Genomic DNA, 21,947 nt, shown 5'->3' with positions numbered 1-21,947 from the left:
AAAAATACATAAAATATATTATAAAATTCTCGAATTTATTTTTATAATTGTCATTCTAGTTACTATCACTAATCAACGAGAACATTATTATTTAAATAGTTGAGACAGTGAATTGAATTTCAACGACTTTCAATGAGGCTGAAAAGTAAGTTGGGTTGAACGCGCGCAACCCAACCTTTTTCGACTTTGTTCTGATCTATGTTTACAACATTGCTAATTCAAGCTTGTAGTCAGGACTTTAGTCCTTTATGGCATTTTCTACCCTAATAACGGACAAAATTATCTGCGTCTATCTGTGTTCATCTGCGTTTAATTATCCTTACCTATTTTTTAAATTAAAAACTAGCCAAGGAGAATAAAGGAATGCCTCTAAAACTATTAAGGTGCGACGAAACAATTCCAGAAAGGGAGAAGCACGTATACATCTATTGTGTAGAATGTCCCGGATTTACCGGAGTCAGTCAATCCAAAGAACACATTGATGAACAGACTATTTTGGCAATATCTAGTGATAACAGTAATTGTGTAGATGCCAAAGCTTATGTCACTGATATGTCATATCTTTCTACACCAGATAGACAATACCTGAATTTAGAAATTAACAACGTTGCCACTACCGACAATAGGAACATTATGGAAAGCAGACTAGAACAATTAAGGCGCATTGATTTAACTTCCGATGAAGTGATATTAGAATCGGAAGTTGCTCAGGTTGAAGCTCAGGTATTACCAAATAATGAGCAGGTTATTCAATGGATGGAAGTTGGGAAGAATATTTGGGGATTTTTAGCTAAATCCTCTCAATATCTGGGTAATTTCTCTGTAGAATATAAGCGCATCATTATTGGCATTAGCTTAATTTTGGTAATGCTATTTGCGGTAAAACTACTCATGGTTTTACTATACACTGTTAATGATATTCCTGTGGTCAATTTAAGTTTTGAGTTCATTGGCATGGTTTCGGTGACATGGTTTTTCTTGCGCTATTTACTCAAAGCTTCTACACGCAAGGAATTAGCTACAAAAATCCGCTTCATCAAGCAAGAAATTGTTGATGGTGATGAAGGTTAATTAGGGTTTTCAGTCAATTTTCAATTGTCTTATATGTAGGGTGTGTTAAGCGTAAGTCATAACGCACCGAAAGATGTAGGTTGAGTTCAGCACAGCAAAACCCAACATAAATTTTGGAAAATCAACATAGATGTTGGTGTTGGGTTTCTTTACGTCAAACCAACCTACAATTTTTCACACGACTCATTGTCATTGAATATAGGGTCTAAAAGTCTCACGCAGAGGCACAGTGAGCAGTCCATTGGGCGGCTTTGCCGACTTGAAGGAACTGCAAACCCGAAGGGAGGCACAGAGAATAAACGAGATAACTAATATATTAAATACTGTATGAGAGTGCTATTGTCAAAAGACAAAGTGTCGAAGAAGCATCTTAGAAGGCACTATTATTATATGAAAAATATTGATAATTTAATAAGACGAATAGTCGAAGTTTACTACTCATTAATTAAATGTTGATTTCTGAGTAATAGAGCAGGTTTATAGAGGGATTTATTAGAGATTTATTCACTTAAAAATTATGATATTTAGCATATTTGGTGACACTAAATACAGAAAAAGCAACAAAAATTATCTAGTGTAAGATTAATATTTACGTTCAGATTGAAAGAGTTGAAGTTCAAAATCAGGAGATGGTTTTTTCGTAAAAGTTGCCTGATTAGCTTTGGATATTACTCTTGAATAATCATCCCTTCATCTCAAATAATGTGCGTAAATCTCGTGGTGTTTGACGGATTCAAGATTTGGATTGATCACAACCGGCTCATGGAGAGAATATTGGAGAACACACGATGAATTTTCTTTCAGATACAGTGATGCTGTCGCGTCTTCAATTTGCAGTCACCAGCATCTTTCATATGTTTTGGCCTATCCTCACAATTGGGATGTCTTGGTATTTGTTTGTTGTCGAGATTTTATGGCTAAAAACCAAAAATCCTACTTTTTATTACCATGCACGTTTTTGGTCAAAACTCTACATTCTCAATTTTGGTCTTGGTGTGGCTTCTGGTGTAGCTATTGAATTTGAATTTGGTGCAAACTGGGCCCCATTTTCTCTGGCTGTGGGTGATTTTTTAGGTAGTATTTTAGGCTTTGAAGGTACGATGGCCTTTATGCTAGAAGCTGCTTTTTTAGGGATTATGATTTATGGCTGGAATAAAATACCACCACTGATGCACCTCTTCGCAACCTTATGTGTAGCGGTTGGTGCTAGTCTCTCATCTTTCTGGATTATTGTTGCTAACTCTTGGATGCAAACACCAGCCGGTGGGGAAATGGTGAATGGTAAATTTCTGGTTCACAGTTATCTAGAAGCCATTTTTAACCCCGCAGCTTTGAATAGTTGGTTTCACATGATCTTGGCGATTCTCGAAACCGCTTTGTTTGTGATTGGTGGGATTAGTGCTTGGTACATTCTCAAACAGCGTTATCAAGAGTTTTTTAGCAAGTCTTTCAAGATTGCGATCGCCTTAGCTATTCTCGTCACACCCCTACAAATTGTCATTGGTCACTTCAGTGGTGAGGAAGTATACCACAACCAACCCAGTAAATTAGCTGCGATCGAGGCTTTATGGGACACTGTACCCGCAGGCGAAGCAGCACCTTGGAATGTTTTAGTTGCACCTAACGATAAAGAGAACAAGAATAATTGGTCACTCAGTGTTCCTAATGGTTTAGGTATGGTTTTGGAAATGAAGCCCACACTTTCCGAACCTGTACTGGGTTTAAATGAGTGGAAACCAGAAGACAGACCCCACGCAGTTTCCCTGATATTCTATACCTTCCGCATCATGGTAGGTATTGCCTTCTTTTTCCTGGGTTTGATGGGTGTCAGCGTTGTCCAATGGTTGCGCGGTAAGCTGAGTGCGGAAAATATTACCAAACAAACTTGGTTAATGCGGGCGTGGATATTAGCTGCACCCTTGGGTTATGTCGCCGTGGAATCTGGTTGGATGGTACGAGAAGTTGGTAGACAACCTTGGATTGTGTATGGACAAATTCGCACAGCCGATGCTGTTTCTAATGTCCCAGCCAGCAACGTCTTAGTTTCACTCTTGGGTTACACCAGTATTTACCTATTATTGTTCGCCTGCGCCTTATATTTTGGTCGTCGGATAGTTCTCCAAGGGCCGAATTTCGGACTACCCTTACCCAATCAAGATGGACAGCACAGCGACATAGGACAAATCACAGAAAGCGTACACAACTAATACCCAATTATCACAACTCTCATGGAATCCGTAAGCACCACTCTACCATTGCTCTGGTTTGGACTTGTTGCCCTGTTCCTCACCTTGTACTTAATTACCGATGGCTTTGATTTAGGCGTAGGCATTTTGACCCTAACTGCTGCTAACGAAGCACGACGGGGAATCATTATCAATACTCTCAGCACCGTTTGGGATGCCAATGAAACTTGGCTAGTATGTACGGGAGGTTTGTTGTATGGAGCTTTCCCCCTGGCTTACGCTACTATCGTTAATGCCCTCTACATTCCGATTACCCTGATGGTGATTGGGTTTATCTTCCGCGCCGTCGCCTTTGAATTTCGGGAACACTCCTTAGACAAAACCTTTTGGAACATTGGTTTTGGTGGCGGTAGTTTGTTAGTAGCTTTTTCCCAAGGATTAGTATTAGGTGGCGTGATTGCGGGAATTAAAGTAGATGCAGCCGGAAACTTTATTGGTGGGACTTGGGATTGGTTGAATTTACCATCAATATTAGTAGCGATAACAGTTGTTCAAGGCTATGTATTGATTGGCTCAACTTATTTGATTACCAAAACAGAAGGTGAACTCAAACGATATCACTACATCACCGCCAAATTTAGTGCCTTCACCACATACTTGGGTGCATTAGTGCTGACAATTGCGACACCAATGTTTTACGAACAAGTCAAAGAAAGGCTATTCCATCAACCAGAAGTAGTGATATTTGCTGCTATTCCTGTCTTAGCGACCGTTGCAGCCGGACTACTGATGAATAGTATCAACCGCCGTCAAGAAATCAAGCCCTTTATCTGGACAATTGTACTTTTCTTGATCACTATTCTGGCGTTAGCTTTCGTAGTATTTCCCTACATCATTCCTTTCCAAATCACAATCTATCAGGCTTCTTCCTCTTTGAGTTCCCAAGCCTTCATGATTGCTTTCATCGGCTTTTTTGTGCCGATTCTACTGTTCTACAACATTTATCTTTACCGAGTATTTAGAGGTAAGGTTGTTAGCCCTCATTATGGGGAGTAGAAACGCGGAGGGACGCTAAGGTAAGCGCAGAGGTACGCAGAGTTATCTTAACCTTTGCGCCTTTGCGCCTTTGCGCCTTGGCGTGAGGTAAATTCTTTCTATTGGTGAACGTCATGCGGAAGATTGCTATTTACGGTAAAGGGGGCATTGGTAAATCTACAACTACCCAAAATATGGTAGCTGGTTTAGTGGAAATAGAGCGTAAGGTGATGGTGGTTGGATGTGACTCCAAGGCTGATTCTACCAGGTTGTTGTTAGGAGGACTGCACCCCAAGATTGTTTTAGATACCTTACGTCAAGAATCAGACGATTTGCATTTAGAAGATTTATGCAAAGAAGGCTGGGGTAAGACATTTTGTGTGGAATCGGGCGGCCCTGAACCTGGTGTGGGATGTACAGGTAGGGGTGTAATTACATCCATTGGCTTGTTAGAACAACTTGGTGCTTATGATGAAAAACTCCAACTTGATTACACTTTTTATGATGGTTTGGGTAGTGTGGTGTGCGGTGGCTTTGTAATGCCGATGCGGGAAAGAAAGGCGCAAGAAGTTTATATCGTTACTTCTGGCGAAATTATGGCTATGTACACCACTAACAACATCTGTCGAGGGATTCACAAATATACGGTTATTGGCGGTGTGCGGCTGGGAGGCTTAATTTGCAACTCTCGCAATATTGAGCAAGAAGATGATTTAGTTAAGGCTTTTGCGGAAGAATTAGGAACTCAAATGATTGCCTTTATTCCCAGAGACAAAATTGTACAGCAAGCGGAATTTTATAGTCAGACGGTGATTGAGTATGCACCTCATTGCGAACAAGCACAGCATTACCGTAACTTAGCCAAAGCCATTGACCAAAACACAAATTTTGTTATTCCCAAACCTTTATCTGATGAACAGCTAGAAGAACTGTTGGTCAATTCTGGAGTTTTGAGCGTATAAATGTTCCCCCTACACCCTTATACCGCTAAACCCCCACACCCACATATTCTAAATCAAGGAGCATTTTGATGATGCTGACAGAAGAAACCTTAGTTGAGAAATTTACTACTGTAGTGAAAGAACGCTGTCCTGAACTGAGTGCTTTTTTGCCATATTGCCATGTCGAACTTGTGAACTCTTATTGGGGAAAACCGCAAAAACTTCTACAATATTTTGTGATTTTTGCTCCTCATCAGGTTTTTGCTACGGTTACTGGTTTTGCAGAAACTTTCAGAAGTGTCGCTGAGGATATGGGAATAGCCAATGCAATTTGTATGGATGCTACACGCATTATCCGCGATCGCTGTTCTACATTAAAACAAAAAGACCCCATTCTCTGGTTAGAACTGCAATTTTTAGTATCACAGTATTTAGAACACTAGGAATTATTCATCATTTACAATTGAATCAGGTAGATTATTATCCCTTGAGCTTATACTGAGGCTTTTTATGTTAAGCGTGACAGTTGATGAAATTCAGCGCAATCCTTCCAAGTATCTGCGTCAAGTGGAGGCAGGTGAAACAATTGTAATTGTTCAAGCAGATAAAGCGATCGCTGAACTTAGACCTATCGCCAGTAATAAGCAATTGCGACCATTTGGTTTGTGTTCAGGTGAGTTTACTGTTCCAGATGATTTCGATGCTCCTTTGCCAGAAGATATTCTCAGTACATTTGAGGGCAAATGAGGATTCTGCTGGATACGCACATCTTTTTATGGTTCATTAGTGGCGATACTCAGTTGTCAACAGATGTTCGGGATGCGATTCGTGATCCAGACAATGATGTCTATCTGAGTTCAGTTTCAATTTGGGAAGCAATTGTTAAGTACCAGTTGGGTAAGCTACCTCTGCCGGAGCAGCCGGAAACTTATTTACCCAAACAGCGCGATCTTCATCAGATTGCCAGTCTTGCTCTGGATGAAAATAGTGTGATTCAACTGGCTAAATTACCATTATTACATCGTGATCCATTTGACAGAATGCTTATCTGTCAAGCCTTACAAAATGGTCTGATAATTGCGACAGTAGATTCAGCAGTTCGTGCCTATTCAGTCAGTGTTATATAGCAGTGCAGCCCAACAATTCTGCGTGCTTTTTTACTCGTTTCGACGGTCTTGGCTTGTTAAAACTATAAAAGTCACAAATTTCTGTAACTACATATACATTACTGACACAAAATACAGGTATAAAAAGTTTTTTCTTTAGCAATTATTTTGGCGAAATGTATGTTAAACTTGCGTTAAGGGGGGACAAAACCTGTAAATCAACTCGCAATCAATTCAACTGACAAATTATTTGCTGTGAGCATAGCAATCCAGCAAGTAATGGAATATGTATGCAGTCATCTCAACTCAATCACCAGTCTTCTCAAATATATAGTAGAAGGCTGTGCTATTACCTCGGCAGATGCAATTTGCTCGTGGTAGCTTCTTGTCACGGAGTAAATAAAGTCTCATGAAGCTAGATATCAATATCTGCAACAACATCAAGTCTATCAGAACCCGTTTAGGCATGAGCCAGCAAGATTTGGCTAATATAGCTGGCGTAACCCGTCAGACGATTAGTGGTGTGGAATCTGGACAATATGCGCCTTCTGTCGCCATTACTTTACGTTTAGCTAAAGCACTGGGTTGTCAAGTCGAAAACTTATTCTGGTTAGAAGATGATTTACCTGAAATTGAAGCAGTTCTGGCTAAACCAGTCCCCACTGGACAACAACTGAGAGTGAGTCTAGCAAAGGTTGGCGGTCAATGGATAGCTTATCCTCTCGTGGGCAAGGAAGCTTTTCGGATGGAAATGATTCCTGCTGATGGAAGAGCAGAGAGTCAGACACATACGAATAAAGTCCAGGTGCGGCTGCTTGATGATTTGGACAAATTACAAAATACAGTCGTCATTGCTGGTTGTACACCAGTTATTTCCTTCTTAGCCAGAGCGACTGAACGCTGGCATCCCCAGCTACGCGTCCATTATCATTTTGCTAATAGTATGGCTGCCTTGCGTAGTTTAAATCGGGGTGAAGTCCACATTGCAGGGATGCACTTGTACGATCCGCAAACAGGAGAACATAACATTCCTTTTGCGCGAGAAGCTTTGGATGGTAGAAGTGCAGTTTTAATCACTCTGGGCATTTGGGAAGAGGGACTAGTAGTTGCACCGGGGAATCCAATGGAAATCAAATCCTTATCTGACTTGGTGGAACTAGAAGCCACAATCATTAACCGCGAACCTGGTTCTGGTAGTCGGATGCTATTAGAACGCAAACTCAAAGAGGAAAAAGTATCAGCAAACACAATTAAAGGATATGAGCATATTGTCCATAGCCATCAGGATGTAGCCTTATCTATCGCCGCAGGTATCGCTGATGCGGGGGTGAGTACGGCTTCTGTAGCGGCGGCTTTTGGTTTGGGATTTATCCCCTTGCATCAAGCGCGGTATGACTTAGTGATTCTCAAGGAATACTTGGAAGAAGCACCAGTACAGCAATTTTTGAGTATCTTGGGACATCGATTAGTGCAATCACAATTAGAAGTTCTAGGCGGCTATGACATCAGCGACATTGGTGAAGTTGTCGCAACTATTTAGAGTTAAACAATTAGTTATCTATTTACTATGAACAACGTGGTTATTCACATTAACGATACAACCTTGCGAGATGGGGAACAGGCGGCGGGTATAGCCTTTAATGTGGAAGAAAAAATTGCGATCGCCTCTCTACTCGATTCTATCGGTGTTCACGAATTAGAAGTTGGCATTCCCGCAATGGGACATGAAGAAGCTGAATCGATTACAAGGATTGCCAAATTAGGATTAAATGCCAAACTACTCGGCTGGAATCGGGCGAATTTGTCAGATATCCAAGCATCTATCGATTGTGGTTTGGATAGAGTTCATGTTTCTGTTCCCGTCTCCGATATTCAGATAGCTGCTAAATTCAAAGGACAACGACAGTTAGTCTTAGATAAACTACGGGATGCAATTAATTTTGCCTGCGATCGCGGTTTATCTGTCTCCGTCGGTGGCGAAGACTCTTCCAGAGCCGATGAATCCTTCCTACTAGAAGTTGCCCAATCTGCCCAAGAATGGGGCGCGTTTCGGTTTCGCTTCTGTGATACCGTAGGAATTCTCGACCCCACAACCACCTACAAAAAAGTTAGTCATTTGGTATCGCACCTATCAATTGTTATCGAAATGCACACACATGACGACTTTGGTATGGCCTTAGCGAACACCTTAGCCGGTGTAAAAGCTGGCGCGATATCTGTGAACACCACCGTCAATGGTATAGGTGAACGAGCCGGAAATGCACCCTTAGAAGAAGTAGTGATGGGACTCAAATATCTCTACGATATACCCACAGGTATTGATACCAAACGACTCGTAGAAGTATCAAGACTAGTCTCCAAAGCGACTAATTTCCCTGTACTTCCTTGGAAAGCGATCGTTGGTGAAAATACCTTTGCACACGAATCAGGGATTCATGCTCATGGCGTACTGCAAAACCCCATCACCTATGAACCATTCGCACCAGAAGACGTAGGTTGGGAACGACGCTTAGTAGTAGGTAAACATTCCGGTCGCCATCTCCTACTCAGCGTCCTGGAACAACACGGTATCACCCTCGGCCAAGCCGAAATTCAATCAGTATTAGATGCAGTCCGCCATCAATCAGTCAAAACCAAACGCAGCCTCACCGTTGAAGAACTACTAAGTTTAGTTCCTCAAAGATAAAAACCTGAATGAGTAGAGGGGAAATTATAGCCTTTCTAGTCTGCGGAGGTATTATCTGCGTAGCCTGCGGCAAGCCGCTTGCGCGTCTACATCTGCGTTCCATACTTGCTGAGTTAGTAAAAAGACTCAGATTTTTATAAAAAAATTCAAAGCATATTTAATTTACCAACTATAAAAATCAACCAAAATTATCGTTTGGTTTAATCTGTGTAAATCCTGAGAGGGTATATGGTTCAAAGAAGATTCGTAATTGCAGCTTTAGCTTCTTGTTTAGCAGTTGTAACTGCTGACATTGGTAATTTTTTAACACCACAAGCCAACGCTCAATCTCCTACAAATCGCAATGTCATTGTCGCCATGACAACTAGCATCGAAGATAGCGGATTACTTGATGATTTAGTTCCAGCATTTGAGAAAACAACAGGCTATCGACTCAAAAAAGTTGCCGTAGGAACTGGACAAGCATTAGCCTTAGCAGAAAAAGGCGAAGTTGACATGCTATTTGTCAATTCACCCAAAGCCGAACGCAAAGTTTTACAAGGTGGTGCAGTGACTAACCGCCGTTTAGTTATGCACAATGACTTTGTAATTGTAGGGCCGGGTAATCCTGACAAAGCCAAGATTCGAGGTAGCAAAAATGTTGTCCAAGCGTTTAATGCAATTGCCAAAAATCAAGCATTATTTGTATCAAGAGGTGATGATTCAGGGACGAATAAATTAGAAAAAGACTTATGGCAACAAGCTAATATTAACCCTGCTGGTAGTTGGTATCAACAAACAGGTTCAGGAATGGCGAGAACTTTACAGGTTGCTAATCAAAAACTAGGATATACATTAGCAGATAGAGCCACCTATCTATTTCAGAAAAAGAATCTTGATTCTTTGCAGGTGTTGGTAGAAGGAGACAGGAAATTATTAAATCTGTACCATGTAATGCAAGTAAATCCGCAGAAATTCCCCAGAGTTAATAGTGCAGGAGCTAAGGCTTTTATTGATTTTGTTTTATCTCCTGAAGGACAGAGAATAATTGCTGCTCACGGTAGGAAAGAACTTGGACAGCCATTGTTTTTTGCTGATGGGGGTAAGAGTGAAAAGGATTATGGGTTTTAGATTACTTATTCTTAAAACCCCTCTCCAAACCTCTCCCCTACAAGGAGAGAGGCTTTATTTTCTACTCCCCTTCCCCTTGTAGGGAAGGGGTTGGGGGTTAGGTTAGAGAGGACATCACGTTTATTTTCGATTCATAAGAAACTCGTGGATACAATCATTGATGGAGCGAATAAGGCTCTAGAGTTATTAATTAGTGGCGATCGCGATGTTATCGAGGTAATGACGATGACATTGCTAGTCTCTGGAGTGGCGACAACTATTAGTGTGTTGTTGGGTGTACCTTTGGGTTTGTGGTTGGCTTTAGAAGATTTCATCGGGAAACCTGTATTGAACAGCGTCGTTAACTTCGGAATGGGATTACCGCCTGTGGTGGTTGGCTTGGTGGTGAGTCTATTTTTGTGGCGTTCTGGCCCTTTGGGTGACTTGGATTTAATGTACACAACCACAGCCATGATTATCGCTCAAACTATTATTGCTTTCCCGATAGTTGCGGGTTTTAGTTTTGCTGCCATCCTCAGTATTAATCCGAAACTACGTTGGCAATTATTATCAATGGGGGCGACACCTTGGCAAGCTCATTGGTTATTAATTAAGGAAGCACGATTAGGCTTGATAGCTGCCATTATTGCGGGTTTTGGTCGCGTCATTTCGGAAGTTGGCGCATCGATGATGGTGGGGGGAAATATCAAAGGACAGACGCGAGTTTTAACTACAGCTATTGTCACAGAAGTAGAAAAAGGTAACTTTGAGGTGGCGATGGCGATCGCGTACATTCTCCTGTTCATCACCTACAGCATTGTGGTGTCGCTGACTATCTTGCAGCACGATAAGAAGATGTTATGAGTAAATTGCATAAGTTAAGGTCGTTTATCAATTTAGAATCCCCTCCTATGAAATCACAGGAAAATCAGGAGGAAATCAATCAATATATCCTGAATATGCGTCAGGTGAACGTTGATAGTAAAAGCCGCAAAAATCTTCTATCAATTGATAATTTCGCTGTGCGTCCAGGGGAATTAGTCGCTGTAGTTGGCCCTAATGGTGCGGGTAAAAGCACCCTGTTAAGAACCATCAATATGTTGCAATCCTATTGTGGGGAAATGCAATTATTTGGACAGGATGCTCGTCAAGTGAATCAAACAGCCTTGCGTCGTCGTTCTGCATTGGTGTTTCAAGAAACATTACTGTTGGATGACACTGTATTTAATAATGTTGCCAGAGTCTTACAGTTTCGCGGTGTACCCAAGCACCAAATTAAGCATAGGGTATATACTGCCCTGGAAACATTCGGCTGTGAACATTTAGCACATCGACAAGCCCGCGCCCTTTCTGGTGGCGAAGGTAAGCGGGTGTGTATTGCCTGTGGGTTGGTAGCTGATCCAGAATTGCTGTTATTAGATGAGCCTTCCGCCTACTTAGATGTGGCGATTCGTCCGCAAATCATCGAGAAAATTCGCCAATGGGCGGAAGCTAGAGGGGCTGCGGTGATATTAGTCAGCCATAACTTTACAGATATCTTGAATTTTGCCGATCGCGCGATCGCATTATTTGACGGTGGAATTATCCAAGACGATAAGTTAGAAATGCTTATCCGTCGTCCAGCTAACCAACAACTCGCCAGACTTGTCGGTATGGATAACGTCATCCCTTGTCAAATAGAACCAGAACACCGTGGTTATTTGATTAAGTTAGCTAACACTATGGAGTTTTCTTATTATGGCGAAATCAATGCACCCATCACAGCCTGTTGTCTATCCGGCGATGCGTTCCATATTGACGATACACGTTCTGCAATTCCGCAACAGCCAGGATCAGTCTCTATTCAAGGCAGGGTAGAACGGATTGTGCGGGGTGTGGGAACTTATACCATCAAGGTGAAGGTGGGAGAACAAACTTTAACGGCTAGAGTTCCTCGTAATGATGTGTCAGAGAATGTTTACCATCACAGTTTGATTAAGTTGGCTTTTCATCCAAGAGATGCTCATTTTGTATGAGTGGGAGTTTTTAAACGCGGAGGGGCGCGGAGTTTTACGCAGAGGGGCGCAGAGTTGATGTTGATGCTGTTTGAATGAGAATTAATGCCGCTTTCTTCGCTTGGGATGCGGTTGACCAACTGCCTTCCATCATGGCAACTACGATCGCACCTTGTACAAGCAAAAGCAATTGTCTGGCTAGTTGTTCTGGTGATGTCAGGGCTGCGGCTTGCGCGAGAGTTTTGATGTAGTGGTAAATCGCGTGTTGATGTTCTAGTGCTACTCGATACCCAGGATGGTCAGGATTAGCTAATTCTACGGAGGCGTTAATAAATGCACAACCCCGAAAATCTGGGCTTTCAAACCATTCTCTTAAAGCATCAAAGATTGCCAAAAGTTGTTTAGCAGGCTCAGAGGTTTGTTGTTCAACTGTGGTTTTTAGCCATCGACACCATTTTTCATCCTCTTGTCGTAACCAAGCTTCAATCAAAGCATCTTTTGATTTGAAATGATTGTACAGCGACATTTTTGCTACACCAGATTCCGCAATGATTCTGTCAATACCGACATTGCGAATACCCTCCCGATAAAACAAATCTGATGCTGTTTGCAAAATGCGATCGTAGACAGATTTACGTTTTGTTTTTAGTTTAGTCATCTACCTTAACCAAATCATGATAAATCTCCAATCTATTCGTACCGCAGTCATCCAAAAAGTTCCGTATCATTGGGCTTTAATTAAAGATTTATTATCAAAAGAAGTAAGTCTAGAATTAACCGCCAGTTTTCCCAAACAAGATTTTTTCCTATCAACAGGGGAGGGTTACGGCTATTACTGGGGAAAGATAATTGCTTCTAGTCAAGATATTCCTTTACTACTCAAATTTAAAGACGATCGCTGGCGACAACGCCTTGCACAAGGAAAACTAACTTCTGACTTAAAACACCTCAGTCATGCGTGGCGAAATCTGATAGAAGGACTCTGGACAAATGCTTATCGTCAAGCTTTGGGAGATATGACTGGCTTAGATTTGACAGATTGTGTAATGGATATTGGATTTCGTCAATATAAATCAGGACATCAACATTTTCCCCATACAGATGAACCGAATAAGGTTTTAACTCATCTGCTATTTTTCAATCAAGAATGGTCAGAAAATTGGGGTGGTTGTTTGCGGATTCTTAAAGGCTCTGAACCGGATTCGGCTTTTCAAGATATCTTACCTTTGAGTCATTCTTCAGTTGTGATTGTGCGTTCTGATAATTCTTGGCACATGGTAACTCCGGTTACTTCTCCTACATCTGAAAGTCGCTTGGCTTTACGAGTAGCCTTTTTTCGGAATGTTTAGTGAATACCTCCTAATTATTGTCTAGGAAAAATGGATGATGAATAGCAAAGTTTATCATTTCTCAAGACTTTGGAAACAAATGATTCCGGCGCTGTTTGTTTTGCTGATATTTATCTCTTTTATTGTGTCGGTAAGAGAAATATTAGCAGTGGATATTTACTCTGATTATTATTCGTCAGGTGAATTGGAATCTTTGACTAAGATTGTGTTTTTGTTTCCTGAGTAGTTGATAAACACAGAGGAACACGGTTTTTACAATAGACATCTTGCAAAATCGTGCTTCTAGCATCTTTCTTTGCGTCTACCCTGCGGGAACGCCTTACGGCGAATGCGCCTTTGCGTGAGACAAAAAAGATTTATTCAAGAAGTCTAACTTTGAAATGTTGGGAGTTTTTAATTATGACTAATCCTGTGGAAGTTTTGCGATCGCGCTACGGTGAAATTCCTTTTGATTACAATATTCCCTGGAATGACTCTATCGGAACAATATTATCTCACCGTTCAGTCCGGTCTTATTTACCTGATCCTTTACCACCAGGAATTATCGAGTTATTAGTAGCTGCGGCTCAATCTGCGCCTACTTCCGCAAACTTGCAAAGCTGGAGTGTGGTAGCGGTTGAAGACGAAGAACGCAAACAAGAACTATATCGTTTTTCCAATAATCAAGCCCATGTCAAACAAGCTCCGGTATTCTTAGTATGGTTAGCCGATTTAGGTCGTTTGGCTCAAATTGCTGATAGTCGTGGACTAGCTCATGTTGCGTTGGAATACACTGAACTTTTGGTAAAAGCCATAGTTGATGCTTCCGTAGCAGCGCAAAATGTGACTGTAGTTGCTGAATCCTTGGGTTTAGGAACAGTATACATAGGTGCAATTCGCAACCATACCCAAGAAGTCGCCACCTTATTGAACTTACCGCCTTTCGTCTTCCCCGTATTTGGACAGTGTTTAGGCTTTCCTAATCCTGAAGTCCAACCAGCAGTAAAACCACGTTTACCCCAGCAGGCTATATTGCATCGAGAGACTTATAAATTAGCAGAACAAGAAGATGCGATCGCTCGTTACAACGATATTATGAAACAGTTCTACACCGAACAAAACATGAACGTCGCCGGTGATTGGTCAGAACATTCCGCCGAGAGAATCGCCACTCTAGATTATCTCAAAGGTTGCAAGAATTTGCGTGAGACTCTCAATAACTTCGGCTTCAAGTTATTGTAAATTCATTCAATAGGAAAAATTCTGCTTTGAAAAGTCTTGAGCGTGGGTTTCCTGCGCTCAACTTTTTGCTATGTTTTTCTGCTTTGAAAATGAATCAGGTAAAAATGAGTTAGATATCAAAATCCTTACCACAATCGCCTAATTGAGTAGGCATCAAAAGCAACATCAGCACTGATAATAGGAATCCCTTCTGCGATCGCCTGTGCAATTAACAAACGGTCGAAGGGATCACGATGATGCAACGGGAGGGTGGCAACAATTGCGAGATGGGGCATTTGAATGCTGAGTAAGTCAATACTATTCTGCTGTATCTGTTGTTCAACAAAAGTGTGAAGTGGTAAATTGAAGCTCAACTTGCCAAGACTACATTTGATTGCCATTTCCCAAACACTAGCAAAGCTTAAGCATTTCTCATTGTACTCATCTTCAATCAGTATCTTTGCAGTAGTGCTAAGTTGTGGACTATCAGTGACAAACCAGATAAATGTATGAGTATCGAGCAGAAATCTCATTCCATATATTCCTTGAAATCCTCAAGCGGTTCGTCAAAGCCCTCAGACATCCAGACTTGACCTTTTGCACTACCAGCCTTAGCAGGACGACGCTTTTGTACTGGTTCTACTACAGTCAGCTTTACCACAGGTTGATTATCTTTGAGTATGACAATTTCTTCCCCCTGCAAAGCCGCTTCCACTAAACGAACTAACTCTTCTGATGCGTCTGCAATGGGTATTTGCATGATACACCACCTTTAAAAACTATGTCTTTATTCTATGTCTTAACCTTTCAATTATGACACTACTGAAGAGATGATAGAAAATTATATGTAAAATTTTCATACAAAAGACATTTAGACAGCAATTAGTTCAAAAGTCATCAGTTAGAGTAATGTGGAAATTATTGAAGCTAAGTAATGTAAAGATGACAGATGCTACTTATATTGCTGAACGACAGGTTGAATACTGGACAAGCAGACAAATAGAAGAATTCCTCCTTAATGCTGGTCATGAAATCCTTGTTTATCCTATTGACCAACGAACTGAAAGATATCTACCTGCCGATTTTCTATATAATATGGGAACTTCCGTAAAGATGTTTGGTATACAGTACAAAGCTCTGTACCACAATGGCATTGACTACTGGAAGCTTGACCAACGTCAGCATACAACTCTTACCAATTTTCCCTGGATTTACTACGGTCTTTCAGATATCAAGAAAGCTTCAGACTTTAGAAATAGCTTGCACTATTTAAGAGTATATGAAAATCAAAAACCTATTCCAGATAAATTTCCAGCTAACAACAATGTTTATTACACTCGATGGGCTGTTTTTTATGAAAGTTTACTAAGTTGCAAACAGGGAGCTATTGTCTCTACAAAACAAGAGCTAGTTAATTTACTTTCACCCTACACAACACAGGTAATTCGCCAAGAGTCACTAAACAATATTGTCGATGTATTCGCATTCAATATTGAATCTAAAAAGACGGTTAAATTTTCATCTCAGTTAAGTTCTAATCTGGACTTTGAATAGAGTATAGTTATAATTGCAAAAAAAGTTGTATTTCCCAAAACTCCAAAGTCAAGCTGTTTAGTAAACTAGAGTGCTGCGGATTGTCACTGTCCGCTAGTAAAGTGCCAAAGTATTTGAGAATATCTGACTAGGAACGTTAGTTTGCTGAGTTATAGGTTATGTTGTTATCGACCTCTCAACTATAGACTTTAAAGTATGTGCAAGTGAAGTTGGTGGCTGCGATCGCTTATCGCCGTACCATTGTTTTTCCTTGCCAGCATTGACCAAAAGAGCGATCGCATTTAAGACTGTGACTGTGGAAGCGATCGCCCAGATTAAAATGAAAGGGTGATATATAAGTTAGTTTTCTTATGAGCGTTGTCATCTCAGATGAAATCCTGCAAGCCTCACAACTGACACCAAGTGAGTTTCGCCAGGAAATTGCCATATATCTGTTTCAAAGTGGTCGTTTAACCCTTGGCTACGCCAGCCAGTTAGCAGATATGCCCCTCAATGCGTTTCGCCAACTTCTGAAACAGCGAAAAATTGCCCTGTATTCCTATGATGTTGAAGATTTGGAATTGGATTTGAAAAACTTACAGGAGTTGGGGCGATTGTGATTGTCATTAGCGACACATCAGCAATCACGAACTTGGCAGCAATAGACCAGCTAAGGCTTCTGCCTCTTCTCTACAAGCAAGTCATAATTCCAGAGGCAGTGTATCGTGAACTTGTAGACATCGATCCGCCCGTACCAGGAACTGTGGAAGTCCAAACAGCTACTTGGTTAGAAGTCAAATTAATTGCTAACCGTGAATTTGTGGAACGGCTTCAAAGTGAGGTGAGATTAGATCCTGGGGAATCTGAAGCAATTACCCTAGCTTTGGAACTTCAAGCAGATTTACTACTAATTGATGAGCGTCGCGGTAGAGCAGAAGCCGACCGTTTAGGAATCAAAATTACTGGGCTACTGGGTATTTTGGTTGAGGCAAAACGAAAAAATTTAATTTTAGCTGTGCAACCTCTGATGGATGCTTTGATTGCTACCTCAGAGTTTCGAGTATCTTCAGCCCTGTACAACCAAATTTTGATCATAGTGAACGAAACTTAGTTTTTTCTTGCCTGCACTGACCAAAAGAGCGATCGCCCCTACCTTCTTAGAGAGCGATCGCACTCCATCTAAGTCCAATGAATATGTTTGGAACGAAATGCTCTTTCCCAATCGTTAGCAACAACTTCCATCATGTTAATCATACCTTCATAGCCAAAATATGGTCTATCAAGGTAAGTCTCTCTGTTTGTCGGACTAAATACATCAAAAGCAATTTTAATTCCCAATTCTTCCGCCATGTATTTTTCCCAAGCCGAGCCAATGACAGCATCAGTATCAACATCAGCTAAGGCTTGTTTAATCTGATACCCATCAGCAGAAAACACTACACGGGGAGAAATCCCCATACTTTGTAATTCTCGCTCTAGAATTGAACGAGATTCGCGCATTCCTGAACGGAACAACAACACTTCTGGAATCATTTCCAATTCTTCAAACAGCATTCTCACCAACCCAATACCCATTGTCCCATCCGCAGACACAGCAATTCTACAGTTACGATATCGGGGAATAATCATCAATGCGCGTTTGCGAAGAGTTTCTACAACCCTGTTTTCACCTTCGTTGATGAGAGGTTCTACTCTTTTTTCGTCTATTTTGAAATGTGCTGCTAAAGCCTTCAACCAGCGTGTAGTATTCTGCACACCAATGGGTAAAGGTATATCATCCAGAATTAGGGGGATATTATGGGTTTCTTGCATTTTCCGCGCAAACTTATACCCCACATCATGGCTGAGAAGAATATTGGCAGTTGCATTACCCGCTTTTTCCAGTTCTTCAAAGGAAGTACCATGAGAAATTACGGTCTGTACTTTAATCCTTAAAGATTTTAACATCTGCGTTACCCATTGCAAATCAGCCCACCAAGTAGGATTGACATTTGCTTGGGGTGCAATAATATTCACAATTCTGGGTTTTTTACCGCCGCGCCGCTTCTGTCTTTTTTGGATGAAAGGAAGTAAAGCTTCTAAGCCCATTTCCAAGCCATCGTAAGCATTACCGCGAAAACCACCAGCCAGCAGAGGTACAAGCTTGGCGTTGATTTCTGGTTGGATACTATTGCATAATCCTTGAATATCTTCACCGATAATATCTGCGGCGCAAGTACCAACGACAAACATCACTTTAGCTTTGAAAGATTGATCCGCCTCTTTAATCAAACCTTTGAGTTTCTCAGACGCACCCATGACAATATCTGACTCAAACAGGCGCGTACAACCGACTTTGCGCTTAGTGAAATCAACCTCATGGTTATCATAGCCAGCCGCCACCGTAGAGGCGCAACCTTGGGGAGAGTGAATCACAATACTGACATCTTTAATCCCCGCCACCATGTTAGCGATACCTTCCAACGCACAGCCGACAATTGGGTCTTTGCTGTGGTCGCAATTATCAAAGGTTAGTGGCTCGGTGTGGGAGGGTATGACATTGAGTTTCTGGGAGTTTTCACTTGTTATTGCTGACAACATTTTCCTGTTCTCTTCTCTGCATATACGGTACAATCGGCTCAGTTATTACTCGTTAAAACATTTGCCCCGTTTCTTACCTGCGTATACGGTGCAATCTGGCAAGTCTTGGGCTAATTTTCCGGTGAGTGATTGAGCAGATGCTAATCCTGAGTTTTTCGGGAATACCATTTGCTTGGTTAGGGAACTGCGGGGTCTAAAACCATATTCAAGGGCGGTTTTAATACACTTAGCGACCTTTAAAGCTCCGCGATAGCCAAATCTGGGACGATTTAAGATGGCGTTTAAATCCACAACGGGAATGTGGGGGAAACTCAAGGAAGAACCGAAGTAAACTACAGAATCAGCATCTAAACCACCGATAAATTCTAGTAATTCATCTTCAGTTTGTTTCATTGATTCGTACTTACCAAAAGCTAAAGTCCCTTTGGTAATTAAAATTTCTGGGTCTAAGCCTGTTTCTAGCAAATAATCTACACTGGTTTCTCGTGCTTCCGTACTCCAGGGATGGAAGTTATAAATAACAGCACGCATCCCAAAATCGCGTTCCAACATATGGGCGATAGACAAGCACTTAATAGCGTCATGTCCTTCGATAATGGCTAACTTACCTTCGATATATTTCTTGGCTGCTTCAAATTCTGTTTTGATGGCTGCATATTCCCGTTCCATCAGGGCTTCTGCTTGTGCTTCCATCTTTAAATATTTTGCCGCCCCGCGCAACCATTTTTCTGTAGCACTGATACCATAGGGCAGAATTGTCGAATTTAAAGGTGTACCAAATCTATCTGACATAGCTTTACCGATGGTATAGCCCAGATCCAAACATAAGGTACAGTTAACGGCTGCGCTTGGTGCTTGTTTGAGTTCTTCTAATGTGCAGTCCCCTGCAATCACGCTGTGAACTCTTGCACCCATCCCTTTGATCAGTCGTTTCAGTTCCTTGACATCTCCTTCTACTTCCGTCCTTTCTGGCCCCATCTTTGCGCCCACAATATTGACAGAATCAGCTAGTTGTGCTTGGCGTTCTGGGGTGGGTGGCTCCATGAAGTCTACAATTTGGCGGAAGACAATATCAAAGCCACTACGATACTCTCCGGCGAAGCCTTCGCAGTGTATCGTCATGATTTCTGCGTCGATTTCGCTACGCGCTTTACCCACTACTTCATCTACACAATCGCCAATAATCCCCGACGCGCAACTGGTAGCAACAACGATCGCATCAGGATGATATTTTTGATCTACTTCCAGAATTGCACCGCGTAATTCTTTTTCACCCCCAAAAATTACCGCTTTCTCACTCATGTTGGTGGTGACAACGGGTTCATAAGGAGAACCACTGTTACGGCTATTGGTGAGTTTATACGCCCGCTTCACCCCATAAGCACAGCCACTCGGCCCGTGAGAAATGACGATCGCATCTTTAATCCCACTTAAAATCTTGGTTGCAGCCCAAAATTTACAGGGTCGAGTATGACTACCTTGTAAAGTGGTTTTAATCTTACCTTCCTTTGCCAGTTGGTACAGTTCGCTTAAATGTCCGTAAAATACGACATTCGCATCCATATTTGTTGCCATAATACCTCTCTCCCATTTTTTATGAAAACGCAGAGGGTCGCTAAGGTAAGCGCAAAGGAACACAGAGGAAGTGATGAGAAACTCTGCGTACCTTTGCGTTATACTTCGCGTACCTATGCGTTTAGAAACCTCTTACCAAACGTTTAAGATCCACTCACGGTCATGCTTGTATTCCATGTCTGCAAACATAGCGTTAGCGATCGCATCTCCCAACCATTCCGCACCGCGATAACCAATCACAGGGTTTTTCCACAAACCTGCACGGTCAAAGGTGGGGAAGCCTACGCGTACCATTGGGATTTTGTTGTCGATCGCAATATACCGACCTTTGGAGTGACCCAAAATCAAATCGATATCGCCTTTTTCTTTCACGCGGCTTTCCAGTTCCCACAAGTCAGCATTCCAGATGACATCAATGTCATACTCAGCGTGGTTTGCTCTCTTAGCTAACTCAGCTAATCTGGGGTCTTTGGAAGCAGCTTGGTTATCATCACCCAACAACAGCAATACTGGTTCTAATTCAACTTCTAAGCAGAACTCAGCCAAGCCAATTACTAAATCGGGGTCGCCGTAAATAGCTACACGCTTGTTAGCAAAGTACATATGAGCTAAGTCAGCCAAGGAGTCAATCGCTTTACCCCGTTCTACTACCAAGGATTCTGGGATTGGTTTACCGGTTAGTTTCTTGATATTTTGTAGCCAAGCGTCAGTATTCTTGATACCAATTGGTGTAGGCCCAACGATCGCAGGAACATCAAATTGCTCTTGTAAGAATTTAGCGGCGTTACCACCTTCATACTTGCACAGAGCGATCGTTCCTATCGCATTGGCAGAACCAGCAATATCTTCAATGGTAGTATTACCAAAGGTAAAGCTGTTCTTATCTGGCATGGTGGGAGCATTGAAGGTTTCAGTATCTAATAAGATATTGGCATCAACGCCCATTTCGCTGAGGATGTGCTTAACTTCAGTCACATCACCAGGGTTAACCCAACCGGTAATGATGTTCAACTTACCGTTTGGTTCACCTTTTTTCGCCAAGTTAGTGATCAAGGAAGTGACACCAGCATCATATCCTGTTACCTGACTACCACGGTAACTAGGAGTATGTACAGGAATCAACTTCACTTCCCGATTTGGATACTCTTTCTTTAAGAACTTGTTGACCTTGTTGATTGTCCCTTCTACGTCATCCCCGATAGTTTCAGTAGAACAAGTGGTGATGATGGGAATCAAACGCAAGTCAGGATAACGTGCTACCAAGGTTTTCACACCTTCTTCGATCCGTGGCATCCCACCGAACACCGCACTAGCTTCATGGAGTGAAGAAGATGCAATATCAAAGTTTTCCTTCAAGTGCTGGGCAAAAATCAAGCGGACAAACATACTGCAACCTTGTCCACCATGCACCAAGGGGATACAATCTTTCACACCGATGGTTGCATATTCAGCACCCGCAGGCTGACAGGTAAAAATGGGATTGATTACCCCAGCACGTTCTTTCTTATTTACAGCTAAAGTCATCTAAATTGCCTCCAAAATAGGGTGAAATGAGGGGTAAATAGAACTCAGAACCGATATTTGAATCGAATTCCGCCTAAA

General features: G+C 41.7%; 24 protein-coding genes. 17 read left to right on the top strand and 7 right to left on the bottom strand.

Annotated elements, in window-relative coordinates:
- Positions 1–363 precede the first annotated feature (363 nt).
- The 12 genes from GSQ19_RS26230 to GSQ19_RS26175 all read left to right on the top strand — a co-directional run bounded on the left by GSQ19_RS26230 (position 364) and on the right by GSQ19_RS26175 (position 12,129).
- Positions 364–1,071, top strand: a complete 708-nt coding sequence (locus tag GSQ19_RS26230; RefSeq protein ID WP_011320738.1) for a CAAD domain-containing protein — start codon at positions 364–366, stop codon at positions 1,069–1,071.
- A 788-nt stretch (positions 1,072–1,859) separates the two neighbouring features.
- Positions 1,860–3,278, top strand: coding sequence for a cytochrome ubiquinol oxidase subunit I (locus GSQ19_RS26225; protein WP_011320737.1), 1,419 nt, complete (start codon positions 1,860–1,862; stop codon positions 3,276–3,278).
- A gap of 21 nt (positions 3,279–3,299) precedes the next feature.
- On the top strand, positions 3,300–4,313 hold the full coding sequence (gene cydB, locus GSQ19_RS26220; protein ID WP_011320736.1) for a cytochrome d ubiquinol oxidase subunit II: 1,014 nt from the start codon (positions 3,300–3,302) through the stop codon (positions 4,311–4,313).
- 113 nt (positions 4,314–4,426) lie between these two features.
- Positions 4,427–5,254: a nitrogenase iron protein gene (gene nifH / locus GSQ19_RS26215; protein ID WP_011320735.1), complete on the top strand. Its 828-nt coding sequence runs from the start codon at positions 4,427–4,429 to the stop codon at positions 5,252–5,254.
- A 68-nt stretch (positions 5,255–5,322) separates the two neighbouring features.
- Entirely contained in the window at positions 5,323–5,676 is a 354-nt protein-coding gene (locus GSQ19_RS26210) for a hypothetical protein (RefSeq protein WP_011320734.1), read from the top strand.
- Positions 5,677–5,743: 67 nt separating this feature from the next.
- Positions 5,744–5,980 carry a type II toxin-antitoxin system Phd/YefM family antitoxin gene (locus GSQ19_RS26205; protein ID WP_011320733.1) on the top strand — a complete coding sequence of 79 codons (237 nt, stop codon included), beginning with the start codon at positions 5,744–5,746 and terminating at the stop codon, positions 5,978–5,980.
- Complete coding sequence (locus GSQ19_RS26200; protein WP_011320732.1) at positions 5,977–6,360, top strand: type II toxin-antitoxin system VapC family toxin; 384 nt, start codon at positions 5,977–5,979, stop codon at positions 6,358–6,360. Before GSQ19_RS26205 ends, GSQ19_RS26200 begins: the two co-directional genes overlap by 4 nt.
- A 388-nt stretch (positions 6,361–6,748) precedes the next feature.
- A complete protein-coding gene (locus GSQ19_RS26195; RefSeq protein WP_011320731.1) occupies positions 6,749–7,879 on the top strand; it encodes an XRE family transcriptional regulator in 1,131 nt (376 codons plus the stop codon).
- A 27-nt stretch (positions 7,880–7,906) separates the two neighbouring features.
- A complete protein-coding gene (gene nifV / locus GSQ19_RS26190; protein WP_011320730.1) occupies positions 7,907–9,025 on the top strand; it encodes a homocitrate synthase in 1,119 nt (372 codons plus the stop codon).
- A gap of 228 nt (positions 9,026–9,253) precedes the next feature.
- Positions 9,254–10,135 (top strand): ABC transporter substrate-binding protein, encoded by an 882-nt coding sequence (locus tag GSQ19_RS26185; RefSeq protein WP_011320729.1) that lies wholly within the window; start codon positions 9,254–9,256, stop codon positions 10,133–10,135.
- Between the two features lie 144 nt (positions 10,136–10,279).
- The gene (locus GSQ19_RS26180; RefSeq protein WP_041456340.1) at positions 10,280–10,978 is read left to right on the top strand and encodes an ABC transporter permease; all 699 of its coding nucleotides are present in this window, start codon (positions 10,280–10,282) and stop codon (positions 10,976–10,978) included.
- A 47-nt stretch (positions 10,979–11,025) separates the two neighbouring features.
- Positions 11,026–12,129, top strand: coding sequence for an ABC transporter ATP-binding protein (locus GSQ19_RS26175; protein WP_224311868.1), 1,104 nt, complete (start codon positions 11,026–11,028; stop codon positions 12,127–12,129).
- A 34-nt stretch (positions 12,130–12,163) separates the two neighbouring features.
- Here the strand turns inward: GSQ19_RS26175 and GSQ19_RS26170 are convergent, their stop codons facing one another.
- Positions 12,164–12,766 (bottom strand): TetR/AcrR family transcriptional regulator, encoded by a 603-nt coding sequence (locus GSQ19_RS26170; protein WP_011320726.1) that lies wholly within the window; start codon positions 12,764–12,766, stop codon positions 12,164–12,166.
- A 16-nt stretch (positions 12,767–12,782) separates the two neighbouring features.
- Between GSQ19_RS26170 and GSQ19_RS26165 the strand changes: the two genes are divergently transcribed.
- Positions 12,783–13,457: a 2OG-Fe(II) oxygenase gene (locus tag GSQ19_RS26165; protein ID WP_011320725.1), complete on the top strand. Its 675-nt coding sequence runs from the start codon at positions 12,783–12,785 to the stop codon at positions 13,455–13,457.
- 399 nt (positions 13,458–13,856) lie between these two features.
- Entirely contained in the window at positions 13,857–14,678 is an 822-nt protein-coding gene (locus GSQ19_RS26160; protein ID WP_011320724.1) for an NADPH-dependent oxidoreductase, read from the top strand.
- Positions 14,679–14,803: 125 nt separating this feature from the next.
- Here GSQ19_RS26160 and GSQ19_RS26155 read toward each other — a convergent pair whose 3' ends face one another.
- Positions 14,804–15,190, bottom strand: a complete 387-nt coding sequence (locus GSQ19_RS26155; protein ID WP_011320723.1) for a type II toxin-antitoxin system VapC family toxin — start codon at positions 15,188–15,190, stop codon at positions 14,804–14,806.
- The gene (locus tag GSQ19_RS26150) at positions 15,187–15,417 is read right to left on the bottom strand and encodes a type II toxin-antitoxin system Phd/YefM family antitoxin (RefSeq protein WP_011320722.1); all 231 of its coding nucleotides are present in this window, start codon (positions 15,415–15,417) and stop codon (positions 15,187–15,189) included. Before GSQ19_RS26150 ends, GSQ19_RS26155 begins: the two co-directional genes overlap by 4 nt.
- 182 nt (positions 15,418–15,599) lie before the next feature.
- Between GSQ19_RS26150 and GSQ19_RS26145 the strand changes: the two genes are divergently transcribed.
- The gene (locus tag GSQ19_RS26145) at positions 15,600–16,211 is read left to right on the top strand and encodes a hypothetical protein (protein WP_153228437.1); all 612 of its coding nucleotides are present in this window, start codon (positions 15,600–15,602) and stop codon (positions 16,209–16,211) included.
- Positions 16,212–16,437: 226 nt separating this feature from the next.
- Here GSQ19_RS26145 and GSQ19_RS26140 read toward each other — a convergent pair whose 3' ends face one another.
- Positions 16,438–16,575, bottom strand: a complete 138-nt coding sequence (locus GSQ19_RS26140; RefSeq protein ID WP_153228438.1) for a hypothetical protein — start codon at positions 16,573–16,575, stop codon at positions 16,438–16,440.
- On the opposite strand from GSQ19_RS26140, the gene GSQ19_RS26135 reads away from it, so the two are divergent.
- Both GSQ19_RS26135 and GSQ19_RS26130 read left to right on the top strand, forming a co-directional pair.
- Positions 16,562–16,810: a UPF0175 family protein gene (locus GSQ19_RS26135; RefSeq protein WP_011320720.1), complete on the top strand. Its 249-nt coding sequence runs from the start codon at positions 16,562–16,564 to the stop codon at positions 16,808–16,810. The genes GSQ19_RS26140 and GSQ19_RS26135 overlap by 14 nt on opposite strands.
- On the top strand, positions 16,807–17,301 hold the full coding sequence (locus GSQ19_RS26130) for a PIN domain-containing protein (RefSeq protein ID WP_011320719.1): 495 nt from the start codon (positions 16,807–16,809) through the stop codon (positions 17,299–17,301). The genes GSQ19_RS26135 and GSQ19_RS26130 overlap by 4 nt, the downstream gene beginning before the upstream one ends.
- 68 nt (positions 17,302–17,369) lie before the next feature.
- Here the strand turns inward: GSQ19_RS26130 and GSQ19_RS26125 are convergent, their stop codons facing one another.
- From GSQ19_RS26125 to vnfK, 3 genes are all read right to left on the bottom strand, one after another.
- Positions 17,370–18,770, bottom strand: a complete 1,401-nt coding sequence (locus tag GSQ19_RS26125; RefSeq protein WP_011320718.1) for a nitrogenase component 1 — start codon at positions 18,768–18,770, stop codon at positions 17,370–17,372.
- 45 nt (positions 18,771–18,815) lie between these two features.
- Positions 18,816–20,345 carry a nitrogenase component 1 gene (locus tag GSQ19_RS26120; RefSeq protein ID WP_011320717.1) on the bottom strand — a complete coding sequence of 510 codons (1,530 nt, stop codon included), beginning with the start codon at positions 20,343–20,345 and terminating at the stop codon, positions 18,816–18,818.
- 132 nt (positions 20,346–20,477) lie between these two features.
- Positions 20,478–21,869 (bottom strand): V-containing nitrogenase subunit beta, encoded by a 1,392-nt coding sequence (gene vnfK / locus GSQ19_RS26115; RefSeq protein ID WP_011320716.1) that lies wholly within the window; start codon positions 21,867–21,869, stop codon positions 20,478–20,480.
- Positions 21,870–21,947 lie beyond the last annotated feature (78 nt).

Source organism: Trichormus variabilis 0441, from assembly GCF_009856605.1.
Taxonomy (GTDB): Bacteria; Cyanobacteriota; Cyanobacteriia; order Cyanobacteriales; family Nostocaceae; genus Trichormus; species Trichormus variabilis.
This window is presented reverse-complemented; position numbering and strand designations above follow the sequence as displayed.